This is a genomic window from Streptomyces sp. NPDC056231, from assembly GCF_048270745.1.
Classification (GTDB): Bacteria; Actinomycetota; Actinomycetes; order Streptomycetales; family Streptomycetaceae; genus Streptomyces.
The window spans coordinates 18,202-38,051 of the sequence record NZ_JBLVKW010000075.1; the positions used below are offsets into that span (position 1 = coordinate 18,202).

The 19,850-nt window shown below is 68.7% G+C and carries 20 protein-coding genes and 2 pseudogenes; 20 read left to right on the forward strand and 2 right to left on the reverse strand.

The genetic code is table 11. From position 1 onward, the window contains the following. The first annotated feature begins 22 nt into the window (after positions 1–22). From rimM to ACNPQM_RS35580, 14 genes are all read left to right on the forward strand, one after another. Positions 23–592 carry a ribosome maturation factor RimM gene (gene rimM, locus ACNPQM_RS35515; protein WP_358860110.1) on the forward strand — a complete coding sequence of 190 codons (570 nt, stop codon included), beginning with the start codon at positions 23–25 and terminating at the stop codon, positions 590–592. Further along, positions 592–1,413 carry a tRNA (guanosine(37)-N1)-methyltransferase TrmD gene (trmD, locus tag ACNPQM_RS35520; RefSeq protein ID WP_418087202.1) on the forward strand — a complete coding sequence of 274 codons (822 nt, stop codon included), beginning with the start codon at positions 592–594 and terminating at the stop codon, positions 1,411–1,413. Before rimM ends, trmD begins: the two co-directional genes overlap by 1 nt. Positions 1,414–1,541: 128 nt before the next feature. Further along, a complete protein-coding gene (gene rplS, locus ACNPQM_RS35525; protein WP_093899094.1) occupies positions 1,542–1,892 on the forward strand; it encodes a 50S ribosomal protein L19 in 351 nt (116 codons plus the stop codon). 100 nt (positions 1,893–1,992) lie between these two features. Next, a complete protein-coding gene (lepB, locus tag ACNPQM_RS35530; protein ID WP_418087203.1) occupies positions 1,993–2,760 on the forward strand; it encodes a signal peptidase I in 768 nt (255 codons plus the stop codon). Further along, positions 2,753–3,823 (forward strand): signal peptidase I, encoded by a 1,071-nt coding sequence (lepB, locus tag ACNPQM_RS35535; protein ID WP_358860113.1) that lies wholly within the window; start codon positions 2,753–2,755, stop codon positions 3,821–3,823. Before lepB (ACNPQM_RS35530) ends, lepB (ACNPQM_RS35535) begins: the two co-directional genes overlap by 8 nt. Then, the gene (gene lepB, locus ACNPQM_RS35540) at positions 3,729–4,622 is read left to right on the forward strand and encodes a signal peptidase I (protein WP_358860149.1); all 894 of its coding nucleotides are present in this window, start codon (positions 3,729–3,731) and stop codon (positions 4,620–4,622) included. The genes lepB (ACNPQM_RS35535) and lepB (ACNPQM_RS35540) overlap by 95 nt, the downstream gene beginning before the upstream one ends. A 51-nt stretch (positions 4,623–4,673) precedes the next feature. Beyond that, the gene (lepB, locus tag ACNPQM_RS35545; protein WP_418087204.1) at positions 4,674–5,423 is read left to right on the forward strand and encodes a signal peptidase I; all 750 of its coding nucleotides are present in this window, start codon (positions 4,674–4,676) and stop codon (positions 5,421–5,423) included. After that, positions 5,413–5,901, forward strand: a complete 489-nt coding sequence (locus ACNPQM_RS35550) for an NUDIX hydrolase (RefSeq protein WP_418087205.1) — start codon at positions 5,413–5,415, stop codon at positions 5,899–5,901. The genes lepB (ACNPQM_RS35545) and ACNPQM_RS35550 overlap by 11 nt, the downstream gene beginning before the upstream one ends. 64 nt (positions 5,902–5,965) lie before the next feature. Further along, the gene (locus ACNPQM_RS35555; RefSeq protein WP_345510613.1) at positions 5,966–6,274 is read left to right on the forward strand and encodes a DUF2469 domain-containing protein; all 309 of its coding nucleotides are present in this window, start codon (positions 5,966–5,968) and stop codon (positions 6,272–6,274) included. Positions 6,275–6,395: 121 nt separating this feature from the next. Then, a complete protein-coding gene (locus tag ACNPQM_RS35560; protein ID WP_358860116.1) occupies positions 6,396–6,755 on the forward strand; it encodes a YraN family protein in 360 nt (119 codons plus the stop codon). Continuing rightward, positions 6,755–8,380, forward strand: coding sequence for a YifB family Mg chelatase-like AAA ATPase (locus tag ACNPQM_RS35565; protein ID WP_358860117.1), 1,626 nt, complete (start codon positions 6,755–6,757; stop codon positions 8,378–8,380). The genes ACNPQM_RS35560 and ACNPQM_RS35565 overlap by 1 nt, the downstream gene beginning before the upstream one ends. Positions 8,381–8,463: 83 nt before the next feature. Then, a complete protein-coding gene (dprA, locus tag ACNPQM_RS35570; protein ID WP_418087207.1) occupies positions 8,464–9,618 on the forward strand; it encodes a DNA-processing protein DprA in 1,155 nt (384 codons plus the stop codon). 241 nt (positions 9,619–9,859) lie between these two features. Continuing rightward, positions 9,860–10,696 (forward strand): RNA polymerase sigma factor WhiG, encoded by an 837-nt coding sequence (whiG, locus tag ACNPQM_RS35575; RefSeq protein WP_358860119.1) that lies wholly within the window; start codon positions 9,860–9,862, stop codon positions 10,694–10,696. Between the two features lie 94 nt (positions 10,697–10,790). Beyond that, a complete protein-coding gene (locus ACNPQM_RS35580) occupies positions 10,791–11,348 on the forward strand; it encodes a TetR/AcrR family transcriptional regulator (RefSeq protein ID WP_418087208.1) in 558 nt (185 codons plus the stop codon). Positions 11,349–11,410: 62 nt separating this feature from the next. Here ACNPQM_RS35580 and ACNPQM_RS35585 read toward each other — a convergent pair. After that, positions 11,411–11,986: pseudogene (locus ACNPQM_RS35585) on the reverse strand (murein hydrolase activator EnvC family protein); the annotation flags it as partial. 278 nt (positions 11,987–12,264) lie between these two features. Between ACNPQM_RS35585 and rpsB the strand changes: the two are divergent. From rpsB to ACNPQM_RS35615, 6 genes are all read left to right on the forward strand, one after another. Then, positions 12,265–13,146 (forward strand): 30S ribosomal protein S2, encoded by an 882-nt coding sequence (gene rpsB / locus ACNPQM_RS35590; RefSeq protein ID WP_358860120.1) that lies wholly within the window; start codon positions 12,265–12,267, stop codon positions 13,144–13,146. Between the two features lie 101 nt (positions 13,147–13,247). Beyond that, on the forward strand, positions 13,248–14,084 hold the full coding sequence (tsf, locus tag ACNPQM_RS35595; RefSeq protein ID WP_358860121.1) for a translation elongation factor Ts: 837 nt from the start codon (positions 13,248–13,250) through the stop codon (positions 14,082–14,084). 159 nt (positions 14,085–14,243) lie between these two features. After that, positions 14,244–15,020 carry a UMP kinase gene (gene pyrH, locus ACNPQM_RS35600; RefSeq protein WP_358860122.1) on the forward strand — a complete coding sequence of 259 codons (777 nt, stop codon included), beginning with the start codon at positions 14,244–14,246 and terminating at the stop codon, positions 15,018–15,020. A 183-nt stretch (positions 15,021–15,203) separates the two neighbouring features. Continuing rightward, the gene (gene frr / locus ACNPQM_RS35605; protein WP_093899080.1) at positions 15,204–15,761 is read left to right on the forward strand and encodes a ribosome recycling factor; all 558 of its coding nucleotides are present in this window, start codon (positions 15,204–15,206) and stop codon (positions 15,759–15,761) included. Further along, on the forward strand, positions 15,761–16,846 hold the full coding sequence (locus tag ACNPQM_RS35610) for a phosphatidate cytidylyltransferase (protein ID WP_358860123.1): 1,086 nt from the start codon (positions 15,761–15,763) through the stop codon (positions 16,844–16,846). The genes frr and ACNPQM_RS35610 overlap by 1 nt, the downstream gene beginning before the upstream one ends. A 1,298-nt stretch (positions 16,847–18,144) precedes the next feature. Further along, positions 18,145–18,504, forward strand: a complete 360-nt coding sequence (locus ACNPQM_RS35615) for a hypothetical protein (protein ID WP_418087206.1) — start codon at positions 18,145–18,147, stop codon at positions 18,502–18,504. Positions 18,505–18,573: 69 nt separating this feature from the next. Here ACNPQM_RS35615 and ACNPQM_RS35620 read toward each other — a convergent pair. Further along, positions 18,574–19,800 (reverse strand): annotated as a pseudogene (locus tag ACNPQM_RS35620) (tyrosine-type recombinase/integrase); the annotation flags it as partial. Between the last annotated feature and the right edge of the window lie 50 nt (positions 19,801–19,850).

A 19,850-nucleotide genomic window follows, 5' to 3' on the forward strand; every position in this document is an offset into this window, starting at 1 on the left:
CGTATGACAGGAGAGACACAAGGTGCAGCTGGTAGTTGCGCGGATCGGCCGCGCCCACGGCGTCAAGGGCGAGGTCACCGTCGAGGTACGCACGGACGAGCCGGAACTCCGGCTCGGACCCGGGGCCGTACTCACCACCGACCCGGCCGCGAACGGACCGCTGACGATCGAGACCGGCCGGGTGCACAGCGGCAGGCTGCTGCTGCGTTTCGAGGGCGTGCGGGACCGTACGGCGGCCGAGGCCCTCCGGAACACCCTGCTGATCGCCGACGTCGACCCGGCGGAACTTCCGGAGGACCCCGAGGAGTTCTACGACCACCAGCTCATCGACCTCGATGTGGTCCTCGCCGACGGCACCGAGATCGGCCGGATCACCGAGATCTCGCACCTGCCGTCCCAGGACCTCTTCATCGTGGAGCGCCCGGACGGCAGCGAGGTGATGATCCCGTTCGTCGAGGAGATCGTCACCGAGATCGATCTGGAGGAGCAGCGCGCGGTCATCACCCCGCCGCCCGGCCTGATCGACGGCAGCCAGGCCGTGGTCGCCTCCGCGCGGGACGACGAGGCTGCCGAGCAGGAGAACGAAGCCTGATGCGGCTCGACGTCGTCACGATCTTCCCCGAGTACCTGGAACCGCTGAACGTCTCGCTCGTCGGCAAGGCCCGCGCCCGCGGCCGCCTCGATGTGCACGTGCACGATCTGCGGGACTGGACGTACGACCGGCACAACACGGTCGACGACACCCCGTACGGCGGCGGTCCCGGCATGGTCATGAAGACCGGTCCGTGGGGCGACGCCCTGGACGAGACCCTGGCGGACGGGTACGAGGCGGGGGCGCACTTTCCGGTGCTCGTGGTGCCCACGCCCAGCGGCCGCCCGTTCACGCAGAAGCTCGCCGTGGAACTCTCCGAGCGACCGTGGCTGATCTTCACCCCGGCCCGCTACGAGGGCATCGACCGGCGGGTCATGGACGAGTACGCCACCCGGATACCGGTCGTCGAGGTCTCCATCGGTGACTACGTGCTGGCCGGCGGGGAAGCCGCCGTGCTCGTGATCACGGAGGCGGTGGCCCGGCTGCTGCCCGGCGTGCTCGGCAACGCCGAGTCGCACCGCGACGACTCCTTCGCCCCCGGCGCCATGGCCGATCTGCTGGAGGGCCCGGTCTTCACCAAGCCGCCGGAGTGGCGCGGCCGGGGCATTCCGGACGTCCTGCTCAGCGGTCACCACGGGAAGATCGCGCGCTGGCGGCGGGACGAGGCGTTCCGGCGCACCGCGCTCAACCGGCCCGATCTGATCGAGCGCTGCGAGGCAAGCGCCTTCGACAAGAAGGACCGTGAGATCCTCTCCATCCTCGGCTGGTCCCCGGAGCCCGGTGGCCGATTTTGGCGCAGGCCCGAAGCCGTGGAAGAATAAGCCGCTGCTGTACGTCCGGTGTGCGCCCCTGCCACAGGGGGAACGACGCCCGCCCGACGCGATCAGCACCCCATCTCCTTACGAACTCCCGTCGATGACCTGTGGCATCGGCGAAGAAAGCAGACAACATGGCTTCCCTGCTCGATGGCGTCAACGCCGCCTCCCTGCGTACGGACGTCCCGGCGTTCCGCCCCGGTGACACCGTCAACGTCCACGTGCGAGTGATCGAGGGCAACCGCTCCCGTATCCAGCAGTTCAAGGGCGTAGTCATCCGCCGCCAGGGCTCTGGCGTCAGCGAGACCTTCACGGTCCGCAAGGTCTCCTTCAGCGTCGGCGTCGAGCGCACCTTCCCGGTGCACAGCCCGATCTTCGAGAAGATCGAGCTCGTCACCCGCGGTGACGTCCGTCGCGCCAAGCTGTACTACCTCCGTGAGCTGCGCGGCAAGGCCGCGAAGATCAAGGAGAAGCGCGACAACTGAGCCAGTGCCCCTCCCGGCAGGTTTTGCCCCGTCGCAAACACTGCCCGGTCACGGCACTGGCTCCCAGCTCCACGGTTCGGCCGGATAAGCTCTGGCCCCGATGGACATGGAAGCAGAGCACACGGAGCGCGACCGCTCTTCCGCACCCGAAGCAGGGGCGGAGGGGAGGTCGTGCTCTTTGCGTATCGCGGACCGGTTCGCCTCCTTTTCGTGGCGGCGCGCAGCGTTCCTCGGCGCCGTCTGCTCGGTCTTCCTGCTGCTCTTCAGTACCTATGTGCTGCAGCCGTTCCTGATTCCCAGTGGCTCGATGGAGTCCACCCTGCGGGTGGGGGACCGGGTGCTCGTCAACAAACTGGCGTACCGTTTCGGCTCCGTACCGCACCGCGGTGACGTGGTGGTCTTCGACGGCACCGGGTCCTTCGTCCAGGTGGCACCCGCCGAGAATCCCGTCACGGGGCTGCTGCACGGCGCGGCAGCGTCCCTGGGGCTGGCGGAACCTGCCGAGACCGACTTCGTGAAGCGGGTGGTGGGCGTGGGGGGCGACCGGGTGGTCTGCTGCGACAAGCGGGGCAGGATCGAGGTGAACGGGCAGCCGGTGGACGAGGAGTATCTCCATTCCGGCGACGACCCGTCCCGGGTGGCCTTCGACATCGTCGTCCCCGACGGGAGGCTGTGGATGATGGGCGACCATCGGAGCAACTCCCGCGACTCCCGAGACCATCTCGGCGAGCCCGGCGGCGGCATGGTGCCGGTCGACATGGTCATCGGCCGGGTGGACTGGATCGGCTGGCCGCTGGGCCGGCTGAGCTCGATCCCGGAGACCCGCGCCTTCGACTCCGTACGGCTGCCTGGCGGGACGCATGGGTAACCGCGGACGGGCGAGCGGCGCGTCCGACGCCGACGTTCCGCTGCCGGCCGGCACCGGGCCGACGGCCGCGCGCTCGCTGCCGACCCGGGCGGAGCGGCGCAAGCTGGCACGCCGGGTCAAACGGCGGCGGCGCGGCTCCGCCGTGAAGGAGATACCCCTCCTCATCACCGTGGCACTGCTCATCGCGCTCGTCCTCAAGACGTTCCTGGTGCAGGCCTTCGTGATCCCGTCCGGGTCGATGGAGCAGACGATCCGGATCGGCGACCGGGTGTTGGTGGACAAGCTGACGCCCTGGTTCGGATCCAGGCCCCAGCGCGGCGACGTGGTCGTCTTCAAGGACCCGGGGAACTGGCTGGGACAGGAGAACGTCGCGAAGAAGGATTCTCCCGTCGTCGTCAAGCAGGTGAAGGAAGTGCTGACCTTCATCGGGCTGCTGCCGTCCGACGACGAACAGGATCTGATCAAGCGGGTGATCGCCGTCGGCGGTGACACCGTGAAGTGCTGCGGCAAGGACGGCAGGGTCACCGTCAACGGCGTACCGCTCGACGAGCCCTATCTGCATCCGGGCAATCCGCCCTCCACGCTCAAATTCGAGGTAAAGGTTCCGGCCGGCCGAATCTTCGTCATGGGCGACCACCGCTCCAATTCCGCCGATTCGCGCTTCCACCTGGACGAGCCGGATCACGGCACGGTCTCCGAGGACGAGGTCGTGGGGCGGGCTGTCGTCATCGCCTGGCCCTTCGGGCACTGGCGGAGACTGGAAGAGCCCGAGACGTTCGCTTCGGTCCCGGACGCGCGCGCCGGGACGTCGGCGGCGTACGCACCGTCGAATAGTGTGTCGTCCCAGGACCTCAATGGAATGGTCCGGCTCCCGACCCCTGCGGAACTCCCGCTCGTTATGGGAGTGGTGGGCCTGCACCGACTAGGGGGCAGGCGGTGGCACGGAGTGAGGAGTGGATGTGGGGGATTTGGCGGTCGGCGCACGATCCGGACACGACGAACCCGAGGACCGGCCCGAGAGCGAAAGGTCTGCCGAGGCGACGCCGGGCCGGGCGGAGAGTGACGGCGATTCCCCGGACGGTGGTGGCAGGGCTCCGGGGAAGCCACGCTCCTTCTGGAAGGAGCTGCCCCTGCTCATCGGCATCGCGCTGATTCTGGCGCTGCTGATCAAGACGTTTCTGGTGCAGGCGTTCTCGATTCCCTCGGACTCGATGCAGAACACGCTCCAGAGGGGCGACCGGGTGCTGGTCGACAAGCTGACCCCCTGGTTCGGCTCCGAGCCGCAGCGCGGCGAGGTCGTGGTCTTTCACGACCCCGGCGGCTGGCTGGTGGACGGCGAGTCGACGCCGGAACCCAACCTCGCGCAGAAGTTCCTCAGTTTCATCGGACTGATGCCGTCCGCCGAGGAGAAGGACCTGATCAAGCGGGTCATCGCGGTCGGCGGCGACACGGTGGAGTGCCGGAAGAACGGGCCGGTCGTGGTCAACGGCAAGGCGCTGGAAGAGCAGTCGTTCATCTACCCGGGGAACACCCCGTGCAACGACGAGCCGTTCGGTCCGATCAAGGTGCCGGAGGGCCGTATCTGGGTGATGGGTGACCACCGCCAGAACTCCCTGGACTCCCGCTACCACCAGGAGCTGCCCGGTCAGGGCACGGTCTCCACGGACGAGGTGGTCGGCCGGGCCATCGTGGTGGCATGGCCGATCAACCGCTGGGCGACCCTGCCGGTCCCGAGCACCTTCGACCAGCCGGGGCTGAACGTCGCGATGGGGCTGGCGCCGGGAGCACTCGGTGTAGCCGGAGCGCTGCCCCTCGTGTTGTGGCGTCGCAAGAGGCTGACCACCGGGCGTACTGCCGGGTAGGGTGCCGACTCGGATCAGCGACTGTCGATCTCCGAGGTGGGGGACGCTGGGATGAGTGGAACAGGACGTACGGGTGACGGCCACGGCCGGCTCGGCAGCATGCTGTCCGGGCTGGCCGTGGCCGTCGGCTGTGTGCTCTTCCTCGGCGGTTTCGCGTGGGCGGCGGTGGTGTACAAGCCGTACACCGTGCCGACCGAATCGATGACGCCGACGGTGGACGCGGGTGACCGGGTGCTCGCGGAGCGGGTGGACGGCGCCGACGTGCGCCGCGGTGACGTGGTGGTCTTCAAGGACCCCGCGTGGGGCGACATGCCCATGGTGAAGCGGGTCGTCGGCATCGGTGGCGACAGGATCGCCTGCTGCGAGAAGAACGGCCGGCTCACCGTCAACGGCAAGTCCATTGAGGAACCGTATCTGCAGACCAAGGGCCTCGCCTCGGTGAAGAACTTCACGGCGGAGGTGCCCAAGGGGCAGCTCTTCCTCCTCGGGGACGAGCGCAGCGGCTCCCTGGACTCCCGGGTCCACCTGGACGACCCGGGGCAGGGTTCGGTACCACGCAGTGCCGTGCAGGCCCGGGTGGATGCCATCGCATGGCCGATGAACGGGATGATCGAGCGACCGCAGGCGTTCGCGGACCTTTCCGGCGGGGTGTCGAAGCCCGGACCGCTGAAGCTCCAGATCCGGGCCGTGGCAGCGGGTGTGGTGCTCATCGTCGGCGGTGCGGCGTACGGACCGATCGCGGCGCGGTCCGCACGGACCAGGCGCGGACAGGGCGGGAAGGTGTCTGCGGGTGCCCGCTGAGACCCGGAAGGTCGCCCGGGTGATCCTGCTCGACCCGGATGACCGCATTCTGCTGATGCACGGCTACGAACCGGACAACATCGACATCACCTGGTGGTTCACGCCCGGAGGTGGCCTGGAGGGCGACGAGACCCGCGAGGAGGCCGCGCTGCGCGAGCTCGCCGAGGAGACGGGGATCACGGACGTCGAGCTCGGCCCCGTGCTCTGGCAGCGTATCTGTTCCTTCCCGTTCGACGGGCGGCGCTGGGACCAGGACGAGTGGTACTACCTGGCACGAACCACGCAGACCGATACGGATCTGAGCGGGCTCACGGGGCTGGAACAGCGCAGTGTCTCGGGCCTGAGGTGGTGGACCTGCGCCGAACTGTCGGCGGCGCGTGAGACGGTGTACCCGACCAGGCTCGCCGGGCTGCTGCGCACGCTGCTCGACGAGGGTCCGCCACGTACGCCAGTGGTTCTGGCCCCCGAAATCGTCTAAGCCCTCGGGGGCGCGGGAGCCTGGCGCACAATAGGTGGACGCACGGCTGAAGGGGAACATGCCAATGAGCGCCGAGGACCTCGAGAAGTACGAGACCGAGATGGAGCTGAAGCTCTACCGGGAGTACCGAGATGTCGTCGGTCTGTTCAAATATGTGATCGAGACCGAACGGCGTTTCTACCTCACCAACGACTACGAGATGCAGGTGCACTCGGTTCAGGGTGAGGTCTTCTTCGAGGTGTCCATGGCGGACGCGTGGGTCTGGGACATGTACCGGCCCGCCCGGTTCGTCAAGCAGGTACGCGTCCTGACCTTCAAGGACGTCAACATCGAAGAACTCAGCAAGAGCGATCTCGAACTCCCGGGCGGCTGAGCCGCTCCGGCGGTCGCCGGTCCGTCCGGGTGACGGAGTTGTCCACAACCGCCGAGTTGTCCACCAAGATCCACCAGCGGGGCTGGGACACGTCAGAGTCGGTGCCGGAGGTGGTGCCGACATGAACGCACGGGGGGCACTCGGGCGGTACGGCGAGGATCTGGCGGCGCGGCTGCTGACCGACGCCGGCATGGCCGTACTGGAACGGAACTGGCGCTGTCGCGCCGGTGAGATCGACATCGTCGCGATGGACGGGGACGCGCTGGTCGTCTGCGAGGTCAAGACCCGCAGGGCGGGGGCGTTCGAGCATCCGATGGCGGCCGTCGGCCCGGTCAAGGCGGACCGGCTGCGGCGGCTCGCCGAGATCTGGCTCGACCGGAACGGCGGCCCGCCGCCGGGCGGCGTGCGGATCGACCTGATCGGCGTGGTGCTGCCCAGACGGGGTGCGCCGGTCGCCGAGCATGCGCGCGGGGTGGCCTGATGGGGTTCGCGCGGGCGTGCTCGGTGGCGCTGGTCGGCGTCGAAGGCGTGGTGGTGGAGGTCCAGGCGGACCTGGAGCCGGGGGTGGCGGCGTTCACCCTGGTCGGTCTGCCGGACAAGAGCCTGGTGGAGAGCCGGGACAGGGTCAGGGCCGCCGTGGTCAACGCCGGGGCCGAGTGGCCGCAGAAGAAACTCACGGTCGGGCTCTCCCCGGCTTCCGTGCCCAAAGGAGGCAGTGGCTTCGATCTTGCTGTCGCGTGTGCCGTACTCGGCGCGGCCGAGCGGATCGATCCCTCGGCCATCTCCGATGTGGTGATGATCGGAGAGCTCGGCCTCGACGGCCGGGTGCGGCCGGTCCGCGGTGTGCTGCCTGCCGTGCTCGCCGCGGCGGATGCCGGATACCGGAAGGTCGTCGTGCCCGAACAGACCGCCGGCGAGGCGGCGCTGGTGCCCGGGGTCTCGGTCCTCGGGGTGCGAAGCCTGCGGCAGTTGATCGCCGTGCTCAGCGACGAGCCGGTGCCCGACGAGCGGGAGAGCGACGAGGAAGGGCGCCCCTCCACGATGCTGGCGGGGCTGATGGTGCCGGGCGCGGGCGTCGGCACCGGACTGGCACGGGTCGCCGCACAGGGCGAGGGACCTCGCCCGGACCTGTCGGACGTCGCCGGCCAGGAGACGCCGCGTCTGGCCCTCGCGGTCGCAGCGGCGGGCGGGCATCATCTGCTGCTCTCCGGACCTCCGGGCGCGGGCAAGACCATGCTGGCCGAGCGGCTGTCCGCGATTCTGCCGACGCTGACCCGGCAGGAATCCCTGGAGGTGACGGCGGTGCACTCGGTGGCGGGCATGCTGCCGCCGGGCGAACCGCTGGTAACCCGGGCGCCCTACTGCGCACCGCACCACTCGGCGACCATGCAGTCCCTGGTCGGCGGTGGGAACGGATTGCCGAGGCCCGGGGCGGTCTCGCTGGCCCACAGAGGTGTGCTGTTCCTGGACGAGGCACCGGAGTTCTCCGTCCGGGCGCTCGACGCGCTGCGCCAGCCGTTGGAGTCAGGCCATGTGGTGGTGGCGCGCAGCGCCGGGGTGGTGCGGCTGCCCGCCAGATTTCTGATGGTGCTGGCGGCGAATCCCTGCCCCTGCGGGCGCCATACCCTCATCGGCGCCGGTTGCGAATGCCCGCCCTCTTCGGTCCGCCGCTACCAGGCGAGACTCTCCGGGCCGCTGCTCGACCGGGTGGATCTGAGGGTGGTCGTCGCACCGGTCACGCGCGAGGACCTGATGGGCCGGGGAGGCCGGGGTGAGTCCACGGCCGTCGTCGCGGCGCGGGTGCGGGAAGCCAGGGCCCGGGCGGCAGAACGACTTGCGGGCACGGGATGGACCACCAACAGCGAGGTGCCCGGCCATGAGCTGCGAACCCGGCTGCTCGCGGCGCCGGGGGCGCTCATGGAGGCCGAACGGGACATGGAGCGGGGACTGCTCACCGCGCGGGGACTCGACCGGGTGCTGCGGGTGGCGTGGACCGTCGCCGATCTGCGCGGCGCGGATCGCCCGGAGGCGTCCGATATCGCGGTGGCCCTGGAACTGCGGACCGGGATCGCCCGGGGAGCCTTGGCCCGGGGCGGGGCGTCATGATGCCGGAGTCGGTGGGAGACCGCGAATCAGGGTGCGGGCAGGAGCGGGTGGGCGGTCGGCAACCGGTACGTGCGCCGGGGACGATGGGGGAGCGGGAGCGGCTGGCACGGGCTGCGCTGACCCGCGTGCTGGAGCCGGGGGACGAGCACGGTGGCCGCTGGCTGCGCCAAGTCGGCGCTGTCGAACTGATGCGGCGGCTCACGTCCCGGGACGGGACCGCGGAAGAGCTGAGCGGCATGACGCCGAGGCAGCTCGCCGGATACCGGTTGCGGGTCGAGTCCGCCGAACCCGAGCGGGACCTGGCAGCGGTTGCCGCGGTGGGCGGCCGCCTGGTCTGTCCCGGTGACCGGGAGTGGCCCAGCCAGCTCGACGACCTGGGTGACTCCAGGCCGACCGCGCTCTGGGTGCGGGGCCGGCCCGATCTGCGGCTCTGGGCGCTGCGTTCCGTCGCCGTGGTCGGCGCCCGCGCCTGCACTCCGTACGGCGCGCATATGGCGGCGAGCCTCGCTTCCGGGCTCGCGGAGCTGGGGTGGGTGGTCGTGTCGGGCGCCGCTTTCGGGGTGGACGGGGCGGCACACCGCGGCGCACTCGCGGCCGGCGGGGTGACCATGGCGGTCCTGGCCTGCGGTGTCGATGTCGCCTATCCCCGAGGCCACGCCGAGCTGATCGGACGCATGGCGGAACAGGGCCTGGTCATCGGCGAGCTGCCACCGTCCGATCATCCGACTCGCAGCAGATTTGTTCTTCGGAACAGGGTGATTGCCGCGTTGACGCGGGGAACGGTCGTGGTGGAGGCGCAATACCGCAGCGGCTCGCTGGTCACGGCGCGCAGGGCTCAGCAGCTCGGCCGCTTCACCATAGGGGTTCCGGGACCTGCCACCAGCGGGCTGTCGGCCGGTGTCCATGAACTGCTCCGGGGCGAAGGCGTCCTGGTCACGGACGCCTCGGAGGTGGTCGAACTGGTGGGGGACATCGGTGATCTCGCTCCCGTCCGACGCGGTCCTCTGCTTCCCAGGGACCTGCTCGACGCCGTCTGCGCCCGGGTCCTCGACGCCCTCCCCTCCCGCGGTTCCGTCAACGCGAGGGATGTCGCACGCGCCGCGGGAACCGGCGCCGACGAAGCGCTCGGCAAATTGTACGAACTCCACTCACTGGGGTTCGTCGAACGTGATGGCGATGGATGGCGGTTGACGCGGCGGTCGGCATGCGATGGGGACGCGCGGCGAGGCGGTCCTTGACCTGGAGCATTCGGGTGAAAAGGTGATGCTGATGACCTCGGCGGATCCTTCAGCGACCCCTCCGGGACCGCTGCACAGGCGACGGGCCCGGCGCATAGTCGTGTCCGTTCCCCCGGAAGTACCCGGCACCGATGCTCTATCCTGCGCGGACCGCGACGCTTCAGTCACGCTACGCTCACAAGGAATCCGGCTCAGACACAAGTCCCCCAGCACTTCACAGCAGAACGGCTCAAGGCACCACATGCCCCAGCACACCTCCGGGTCTGACCGCGCAGCAGTGCCACCCGCTGCGCGTGGCACTGTGCGCCCCCCTGCCCCCTCCTCACTCGAGGAGTTGTGGCGTTCGTACAAGTCCACGGGCGACGGCCGGCTGCGGGAGCAGCTGATCCTGCACTACTCGCCGCTGGTGAAGTACGTCGCGGGCCGGGTGAGCGTGGGACTGCCGTCCAATGTCGAGCAGGCGGACTTCGTCTCCTCGGGAGTCTTCGGACTGATCGACGCGATCGAGAAGTTCGACATCGAACGGGCCATCAAGTTCGAGACGTACGCGATCACGCGCATCCGCGGAGCGATGATCGACGAGCTCCGGGCGCTCGACTGGATCCCGCGCTCCGTACGGCAGAAGGCGCGGGCTGTGGAGCGTGCCTACGCGACACTGGAGGCGCAGCTGCGGCGTACCCCGTCCGAGGCGGAGGTCGCGGCGGAGATGGGCATCGCGCTGGAAGAACTGCATGCAGTTTTCAGCCAGTTGTCGCTGGCGAACGTGGTCGCGCTGGAGGAGCTGCTGCATGTCGGCGGCGAGGGCGGCGACCGGCTGAGCCTGATGGACACCCTTGAGGACACCGCCGCCGACAATCCGGTGGAGGTCGCCGAGGACCGTGAGCTCCGCCGGCTGCTCGCCCGGGCGATCAACACTCTCCCGGACCGCGAGAAGACCGTCGTCACCCTCTACTACTACGAGGGGCTCACCCTTGCCGAGATCGGCAACGTGCTCGGGGTGACCGAGAGCCGGGTCAGCCAGATCCACACCAAATCGGTGCTGCAGCTCCGCGCGAAACTGGCCGACGCAGGACGTTGAGCAGGCGTCCGGCCGGGCGATGTTGGCTGCCCGAACCCTTCTCGAACACCTGCCGCCGTAGAGTGGATCCGTGCCCAGGATTCGAGCGGCCTCCGTGGCCGAGCACCGGACCATGCAGCGCGGCGCCCTCCTGGACGCTGCCCGATCCCTGCTTTCCGAGGGCGGTACGGAGGCGTTGACCTTCCCCGCTCTCGCCGAGCGCACGGGCCTTGCACGGTCCTCCGTCTACGAGTACTTCCGTTCCCGCGCGGCCGTCGTCGAGGAGCTGTGCGCCGTCGACTTCCCCGTCTGGGCGGCCGAGGTCGAGAACGCGATGGAGCGGGCGCAGACGCCCGAGGGAAAGATCGAGGCGTATGTACGCCGCCAGCTCGATCTGGTCGGGGACCGGCGGCACCGCGCTGTCGTCGCCATCTCGGCGAGCGAGCTGGACGCGGGCGCACGGGAGAAGATCCGGGCAGCGCACGGCGGGCTGATCGCCATGATCGTCGAGGCGCTCGGTGACCTCGGCCATGAACAGCCGAGGCTGGCGGCGATGCTGCTGCAGGGCTCGGTGGACGCCGCCGTGCGCCGTATCGAACTGGGCGTGGCGGAGGCGCCCGAGGTGATCGCTGACACCGCCGTCGCCATGATCCTGCGGGGCGTACGGGGCTGACGCCCGTACCCGGCCGCCGTGACGAGGAGCACGGCCGGGGCTGCGTACCCGACGGCGCCCGGTGCCCGCGGCTCCGGTACGCCGAAGACCGGCAGCAGCCGCGAAGGACCCTGCCGCAGCAGCGCCGGAGGCAGTAGCGACAGCGGATCCAAATATGCGTCACCACGCCGCAGCCCCCAGTGGAGACACCTGGACTCGCAGTGGAACGGCCCGGCCTCCATGACCGCGACTGTCTGGCCGGCGCGGACCTCGTCACCTTCCGAGACCACCGCCCGCACCGGCTCGTACGTCGTGCGCAGCGGCGGATCACCGGTCCCCGCCACCTCGATCGCCAGCACCCCCCGTCCCGCGACGCGCCCTGCGAACGAGACCCGGCCGTCGGCCGCGGCTCGCACCCGGGTACCCGGCGCGGCGGCGAGGTCGACGCCACGGTGCCCCCGCCCGTAGGTGCCGGCTGGCGGCTCCCACCCCCGGACGACCGCGGGCCGCCCCGCTAGCGGCCACGCGCGCCCTCCGTCCGGCGTGGGGTCGTCCGCGGCGGCGACGCCCGCGCCGGACAGCATCGTGAGCGCGGCAATGAACGCTGCCACGAGCGCCGCCCGGGCAAGGCGAGCCGTCGGTTCTGGTGTGTATCGCATGACCCGAACCGTTCCGCACTCGGCGGATCCGTGGGGATCATGGACCGGATCTGTGGACTACTCGCCGGTTGTGGACAGCGCCGTCACCCGGCACTCGACGGGTCCCGTACACTTCTTGTGGCGATCCGGGTCACCGGGTCGACTTCGCACGCCCCGCCACCTCCCTCTCTGCGGACGGTGGCCGCGCTCCTCGGTCCCTTGTGGCACGGCGCGTCGGGGCGTCAGGCGCGACCGCAATCCTGCGGTTGCGACAACCGAGTACCTCAAGGAGTACGGCCATGGCCGTCGTCACGATGCGGGAGCTGCTGGAGAGCGGCGTCCACTTCGGTCACCAGACCCGTCGCTGGAACCCGAAGATGAAGCGCTTCATCTTCACCGAGCGCAACGGCATCTACATCATTGACCTGCTCCAGTCGCTGTCGTACATCGACCGCGCCTACGAGTTCGTCAAGGAGACCGTCGCGCACGGCGGCTCCATCATGTTCGTGGGTACGAAGAAGCAGGCCCAGGAGGCCATCGCCGAGCAGGCGACGCGCGTCGGCATGCCGTACGTCAACCAGCGTTGGCTCGGTGGCATGCTCACCAACTTCTCCACCGTCTACAAGCGCCTTCAGCGTCTGAAGGAGCTCGAGCAGATCGACTTCGAGGACGTGGCCGCCTCCGGCCTCACCAAGAAGGAGCTCCTGGTCCTCTCCCGCGAGAAGGCCAAGCTGGAGAAGACCCTCGGTGGTATCCGCGAGATGCAGAAGGTGCCCAGCGCCGTCTGGATCGTCGACACCAAGAAGGAGCACATCGCCGTCGGTGAGGCGCGCAAGCTCCACATCCCGGTCGTCGCGATCCTCGACACCAACTGCGACCCCGACGAGGTCGACTACAAGATCCCGGGCAACGACGACGCGATCCGCTCCGTCACCCTGCTCACCCGCGTGATCGCCGACGCCGTCGCCGAGGGCCTCATCGCCCGTTCCGGCGCCGCGACCGGCGACTCGAAGCCGGGCGACAAGGCTGCCGGTGAGCCGCTCGCCGAGTGGGAGCGCGACCTGCTCGAGGGCGACAAGAAGGCAGACGCCGAGGTGCAGACCTCCGCCGAGACCGAGAAGGCCGCGGACGCCGCCGAGGCCGCTGCCGAGGCTCCGGCCGCGGACGCCGAGCAGGCCTGACAACTCCGTCACGGCTGAATGACGGCGGGGGCCGGTGCCACAGGCACCGCCCCCGCCGTTCACCCGTAGATCTTTCAGACTTCGAGAGAGAACACAGACTCATGGCGAACTACACCGCCGCTGACGTCAAGAAGCTCCGTGAGCTCACCGGCGCCGGCATGATGGACTGCAAGAAGGCGCTCGACGAGGCCGACGGCATCGTCGACAAGGCCGTCGAGGCGCTCCGTATCAAGGGTCAGAAGGGCGTCGCCAAGCGCGAGGGCCGTTCTGCCGAGAACGGTGCCGTCGTCTCCCTCATCTCCGAGGACAAGACCTCCGGCGTCCTGCTCGAGCTGAAGTGCGAGACGGACTTCGTCGCCAAGGGCGAGAAGTTCCTGGCCGTCGCCGACGCCCTCGCCGCCCACGTCGCCGCGACCTCGCCGGCCGACCTGGCCACGCTGCTCGCCTCCGAGATCGAGGCCGGCAAGACTGTTCAGGCCTACGTCGACGAGGCCAACGCCAACCTCGGCGAGAAGATCGTTCTGGACCGCTTCGCGCAGTTCACCGGCGGATACGTGGCTGCGTACATGCACCGCACCATGCCCGACCTCCCGCCGCAGGTCGGCGTCCTGGTCGAGCTGGACAAGGAGAACGCCGAGGTCGCCAAGGACGTCGCGCAGCACATCGCCGCCTTCGCCCCGAAGTACCTCAACCGCGACGAGGTTCCGGCCGAGACGGTCGAGAACGAGCGTCGTGTCGCCGAGGCCACCTCTCGCGAGGAGGGCAAGCCCGAGGCCGCCCTTCCGAAGATCGTCGAGGGTCGGGTCAACGGCTTCTTCAAGGACGTCGTCGTCCTGGAGCAGGCCTTCGCCAAGGACAACAAGAAGTCCGTCCAGAAGGTCCTGGACGAGGCCGGTGTCACCCTGAAGCGCTTCTCGCGCATCAAGGTCGGCATCTGAGTCCGTCCGCGAAAAACGGTGGACCCCGATAGGGTCCAGTGCAGTCGTCGGCCGCACACCCGCCGTACGACCGCAGATCTGACGAGGAGGCCATTGCCGCTGAGGGACACCAGACCCACCGGCAATGGCCTTCTTCGTATGTGCACGAGGAGAATCTCCATGAACAAGGGCGCGGACGCCGCCAAAGGTGACCACAAGCGCGAGGACGGCAAGGTGGCCGGTCGCTTCATGCTGAAGCTGTCCGGGGAGGCATTCGCCGGCGGCGGGGGTCTCGGCGTCGACCCCGATGTCGTACACGCCATCGCCCGGGAAATTGCGGCTGTCGTCCGGGGCGGCGCGGAAATCGCGGTTGTCATCGGCGGCGGCAACTTCTTCCGCGGCGCCGAGCTCCAGCAGCGCGGCATGGACCGGGCCCGTTCCGACTACATGGGCATGCTCGGCACCGTCATGAACTGCCTGGCGCTCCAGGACTTCCTGGAGAAGGAGGGCATCGACTCCCGCGTCCAGACCGCCATCACCATGGGGCAGGTCGCGGAGCCGTACATCCCGCTGCGCGCCGTGCGCCACCTGGAGAAGGGACGCGTCGTCATCTTCGGCGCCGGTATGGGCATGCCGTACTTCTCCACCGACACCACCGCCGCCCAGCGCGCCCTGGAGATCGACGCCGAGGGCCTGCTCATGGGCAAGAACGGGGTGGACGGGGTCTACGACTCCGACCCGAAGACCAACCCCGACGCGGTGAAGTTCGACGCGCTGGAATACGGCGAGGTGCTCGCCCGCGATCTCAAGATTGCCGACGCCACCGCCATCACGCTCTGCCGTGACAACCAGCTGCCGATCCTCGTCTTCGAGCTGACCGCGGCCGGAAATATCGCCCGCGCCGTCAAGGGTGAGAAGATCGGCACGCTCGTGAGCGACCAGGGCACCCGGGCCTGACAACCGGGGGGCCGCCCGGGGGAATCCCCCGACGGCTCCGGGGCCGGCCGGGGATTCCCCCGGGGGACGGTCCCGAAGGATGGACAACGGCCTGCCGGTCGGACACCGTGCAGGTGAGGACGCGACGCAGGACCCGCCGGGCCCGAGCACGCCGGGCCCACTCAAGACACGCAGGAGCACGTGGTGATCGAAGAAACCCTCCTCGAGGCCGAGGAGAAGATGGAGAAGGCCGTCGTGGTCGCGAAGGAGGACTTCGCCGCGATCCGCACCGGCCGTGCGCACCCGGCGATGTTCAACAAGATCGTTGCCGACTACTACGGCGCGCTGACCCCGATCAACCAGCTGGCCTCTTTCTCGGTTCCCGAGCCGCGCATGGCTGTCGTGACGCCGTTCGACAAGAGCGCGCTGCGCAACATCGAGCAGGCCATCCGCGACTCCGACCTCGGCGTCAACCCGAGCAACGACGGCAACATCATCCGAGTGACCTTCCCCGACCTCACGGAGGAGCGTCGTCGCGACTACATCAAGGTCGCGAAGACGAAGGCCGAGGACTCCAAGATCTCGATCCGGGCCGTCCGCCGCAAGGCGAAGGAGACCCTGGACAAGCTGGTCAAGGACAAGGAGTCCGGCGAGGACGAGGTGCGCCGCGCCGAGAAGGAGCTCGACGACACCACTGCGAAGTACGTCGCGCAGGTCGACGAGCTGCTCAAGCACAAGGAAGCCGAGCTGCTCGAAGTCTGATGAACGACTCTTCCTGGGGCGCCCCGCAGGGAGCCGGCTACGGGGGTACGCCCGACATGAGGGCTGCCCCGGCAGGTCCTGCTTACGATGTTCATGACGCCCAGCAGACTCGGCCCATGCCCATCGTGCCGGACGTTCCCGATGCAGGTAGAGACGCTGACGACCGTGACGACCGGCACGGGGGAGCCGCCGGCCGGCGCGGCGGTCCTCCGTACCGTGACGAGAAGCAGCAGGAGCCCATGTCCACCGCGCCGACGCCCCCGCAGAAGAAACGTGCGGGTCGTGACCTGCGAGCCGCCATAGGGGTCGGTGTGGGGCTCGGGGCCGTCATCGTCGCCTCGCTGTTCATCGTGAAGGCCGTCTTCATCGGCGTGATAGCCATCGCCGTCGTCGTCGGCCTCTGGGAACTCACCTCCCGGCTGCAGGAGCGCAAGGGCATCAAGGCACCGCTCGTACCGCTCGCGATCGGCGGCGCGGCGATGGTCGTGGCCGGCTATGTGCGCGGAGCCGAGGGCGCCTGGGTCGCCATGGCCCTGACCGCTCTGGCAGTGCTCGTCTGGCGGATGACCGAGCCGCCCGACGGGTACCTCAAGGACGTCACGGCCGGTGTTTTCGCCGCGTTCTACGTACCCTTCCTGGCCACCTTCGTCGCGATGCTGCTGAGCGCCGACGACGGGGCGCAGCGGGTCCTCACCTTCCTCCTGCTGACGGTGGTCAGCGACACGGGGGCGTACGCCGTCGGCTGGCGCTTCGGCAAGCACAAGCTCGCGCCGCGGATCAGCCCCGGGAAGACCCGCGAGGGACTGTTCGGAGCCGTCGCCTTCGCGATGGTCGCCGGGGCGCTGTGCATGCAGTTCCTGATCGACGACGGCACCTGGTGGCAGGGGCTGCTGCTCGGCCTGGCCGTCGCTGCCAGCGCCACCCTGGGTGACCTGGGCGAGTCCATGATCAAGCGGGATCTCGGGATCAAGGACATGGGCACGCTGCTCCCCGGTCACGGCGGGATCATGGACCGACTGGACTCGCTGCTGCCAACCGCTCCGGTGGTCTGGCTCCTGTTGGTGCTTTTCGTCGGCTCCAGCTGAGAAGCCCGGGTCGCCCCGGCCTGACCTGCGTTTTTATGAGTGAGGGCCCGTTGCCCACAGGACGGCGGGCCCTCACTCATCTGTCTGCGCGATGGTTCCGCCCTCGCCCGGCGCCGGCTCGAGGCCAGTGGGCTGCTGTGCGCGCCACGTGCGTGCCGTGTGATCGGTCACGGTCCGCGGGCGCGGCCGGGCCGTCCGCGGGCCGTCGGTGGCCCCCAATGGCGACAGGCAAGGAGCGCCCTCGACCGGGCGCGGTCGCACCCTGTCCCGCCTGAGCTGACGACGAGAGCCGGCACCACGGCGTGTCTGCGACACTGGATGAACCATGCCTAAGCCCGGAGAACTGGCACTTCTAGGGCAGTAAGTAGCGGTCTACCAGCGGTTTTATTGATCATGCCAGGGCCGTTCCCTGGAGCTGGGCCGTCTCTGGGCCGTCGGCCGCTACTTCAAGGCCCCTTTCACTTTGGCGGTGTACTTCGAGCAGTACACGGGTGGAGCCTCGATGACCATGACGCGGCCTGCGTTGTCGGGGTACGCAGCCTGCATGGTTCCCAATACTGACTTCGGGCTATCGCCGGAGTCGAGCAAGGTGCACACAAGTCGTCCTTGGACACCGAGCCCGTCGTCAGCGACTGACCTCAGCTTCGGTACTTGCGCCTTGACGGCGGCAGCGTAGCGGGAGTCCTGGTCAACGGTCGGATCCGTGGCTTCGGATGACGGTGATGAGGGGGAGGGGCTTTCACTCTCTCCGTTTGGCGGAGCGGCTGGCAGGCCGCACGCCTCTCGGCTGGCTGCCACGGTAAACCAGACAGGTTCCTTACTGGCGTCCTGCTTGCACACGATCCAGGAGTCGTACTCGGAGTCGCTTCGAAGGTTTGACTTCGTGTCTTGGAAGCCGAACACAGTACCTGTTCCGCTGAGGGCGGCCTGCGCCTCCTCCTTCGTTCGACCCACGAAATTGGCAACTGACGGGGAGGCATCGGCAGATTCAGTGTCCCGGTTACGGTCGGCACTGGATGGCCCTGTCGTGCAACCCGTGAGTCCGGTCAGTAGAACGGCGCAAACTGCGATGAGGTGCTTACGCACTGAAATTCCCCGAACGTGATCGTCAAGTCGGTATCTGGGCACCGTAGCGGACGGTATGAACACTAGGTGGGTGGTTGCGTAGTCTGGGCCAACTCCCCTCGTCCGGAGATGGGAAGAGCGAGCTTAGGTGCTAGTGCTCTGACCGGATAGGTTCGCCGGAAGGTCTCGGTGTTCGGCATGGACGGGCCTCGCCAACCCTCCGTAGACTGGTGATGATCGCCTACGAAGGGGGCGGGGTGAACGGCAATCCGCTGTACCACTGGATAGCGCTGGCAGTGTCCACGGCGCTCATGCTGCCGGTGCCGGTGGCGATACTGGCGGGGTGGACGCCGCCGTGGATGCGCAAGCGACAGGCCGGGATGCGGCTTCGTGCCTACGGCCTTCTGTGCTTCTACGCCCTCATGCTCGTCAACGGCATCCCTCGGATCGCCGACGCCTCATTCGAGACGGTCATGGTCTGCACGACCGTCGGTCTCGGGTTCGCCGCCGCCGCTGCGGTCCTGTTCCTGCTCTCGGCACGCAAGGATTCACGCGCCCGGACAGCTGGCCCAGTCGAGCCTCGGGAAGGCTGAGAGACAGCTTGCCGTGCCTGCCGCGTCACGGGTTTGGTCAGGCTGCTGGTGCGAGGGGGCGTCCGCCCCAGCGGCCGAAAAGATGTCATCGACGGCCTTACGGGTGCGTTCCTGGCTGCTCGGCATCAGGTGCGCGTACACACGTAGCGTCAGCGCGGGGTCGGTGTGCCCGAGGTATTGACTGACGGCCTTGATGCTTTCCCCGGCGTCCAGCAGAACGGACGCGTAGAAGTGCCTCAGCGCGTGCATGCCGTGCTCGCGAGCGGACTGGTGCTTGCCGTCTTCTCCGGCCTTCGGGATGAGGCCAGCCACGGAGAGAGCAGGCTTCCACTCCTGGATATTGAAGTTGCTGCGCCACACCACCCCGCTCGCGGTGTTCGTGAACAGCAGACGGGCCGACATCTTCGGCCCGTCTGGCTTCCGCCACGGCAGGGTGATCTCAACCGGCTCGTAGGTGTCCATGTGGGCGCGCAGGGCTTCAGACACGGACGACGGCAGCGGTACGTCCCGCTCCTTGTTGCACTTCGGCGGGGCGAACACGGCCTTTCCCCGGATGAGCTTCACCTGCCGGACTACCCGCAGAACGCCGCCCTCGAAGTCGAGTGCATCCTCAGCAAGTCCCACGATCTCACCCTGCCGGAGCCCGCATCCCGCGCCGGTGTCCACCATGGTCCGGTAGCGCTCGGGGAGGGCCCTGCGGACGGCTTGAACCTGAGAGGGCAGCCACGGAGTGACACGCCGCCGCTCGACCGATGGCGGGCGTACGGACTTCACGGAGCACGGATTGCGAGACAATAGGCCATCGTCCACAGCCGCGCTCAGCACGGCTCGAACGTCACCGTAGATGTTGCGCGCATACGCGCCACTCACGCCCGGATTTGCCTCCAAGGCGCTCACCAGGTCGCGGAGGTGTTCCGGCCGGAAGGAGTCGAGCGGGCGCGACCCGAGAACGGGGAACGCGTGCAAGCGGAGACGCTGCTCAGTGACGATCTGGCTCGACAAGTCCGCACTATGCGCCTTGAGCCACTTCTCAGCGTAGCCCTTGAAGGTGACCCGGGCCGCGCGAGGGTCGATGTACTGGCCGCGCGACATGTCGGAGGCGACGTTGGTGAGCCACTTCTCGGCGAGACGCTTCTGCCGGTCGGGGAAGGACTTCGACTTCTCGGACCCGTCGGGGCCGATGTATCGGGCGCGGTAGCGGAGTCCGAGCCCGTATCGGTCGGTTTTCACGCGGATGGTCTCGCCCTCGGCGGTGGTGTCGGTCTTGAACCAGCGGTCCTGGATGTGGCCGGCCATGGATGCTCCTGCGGGTACGCGGCCGGGGCGCGACCCACGTGGGTCGCGCC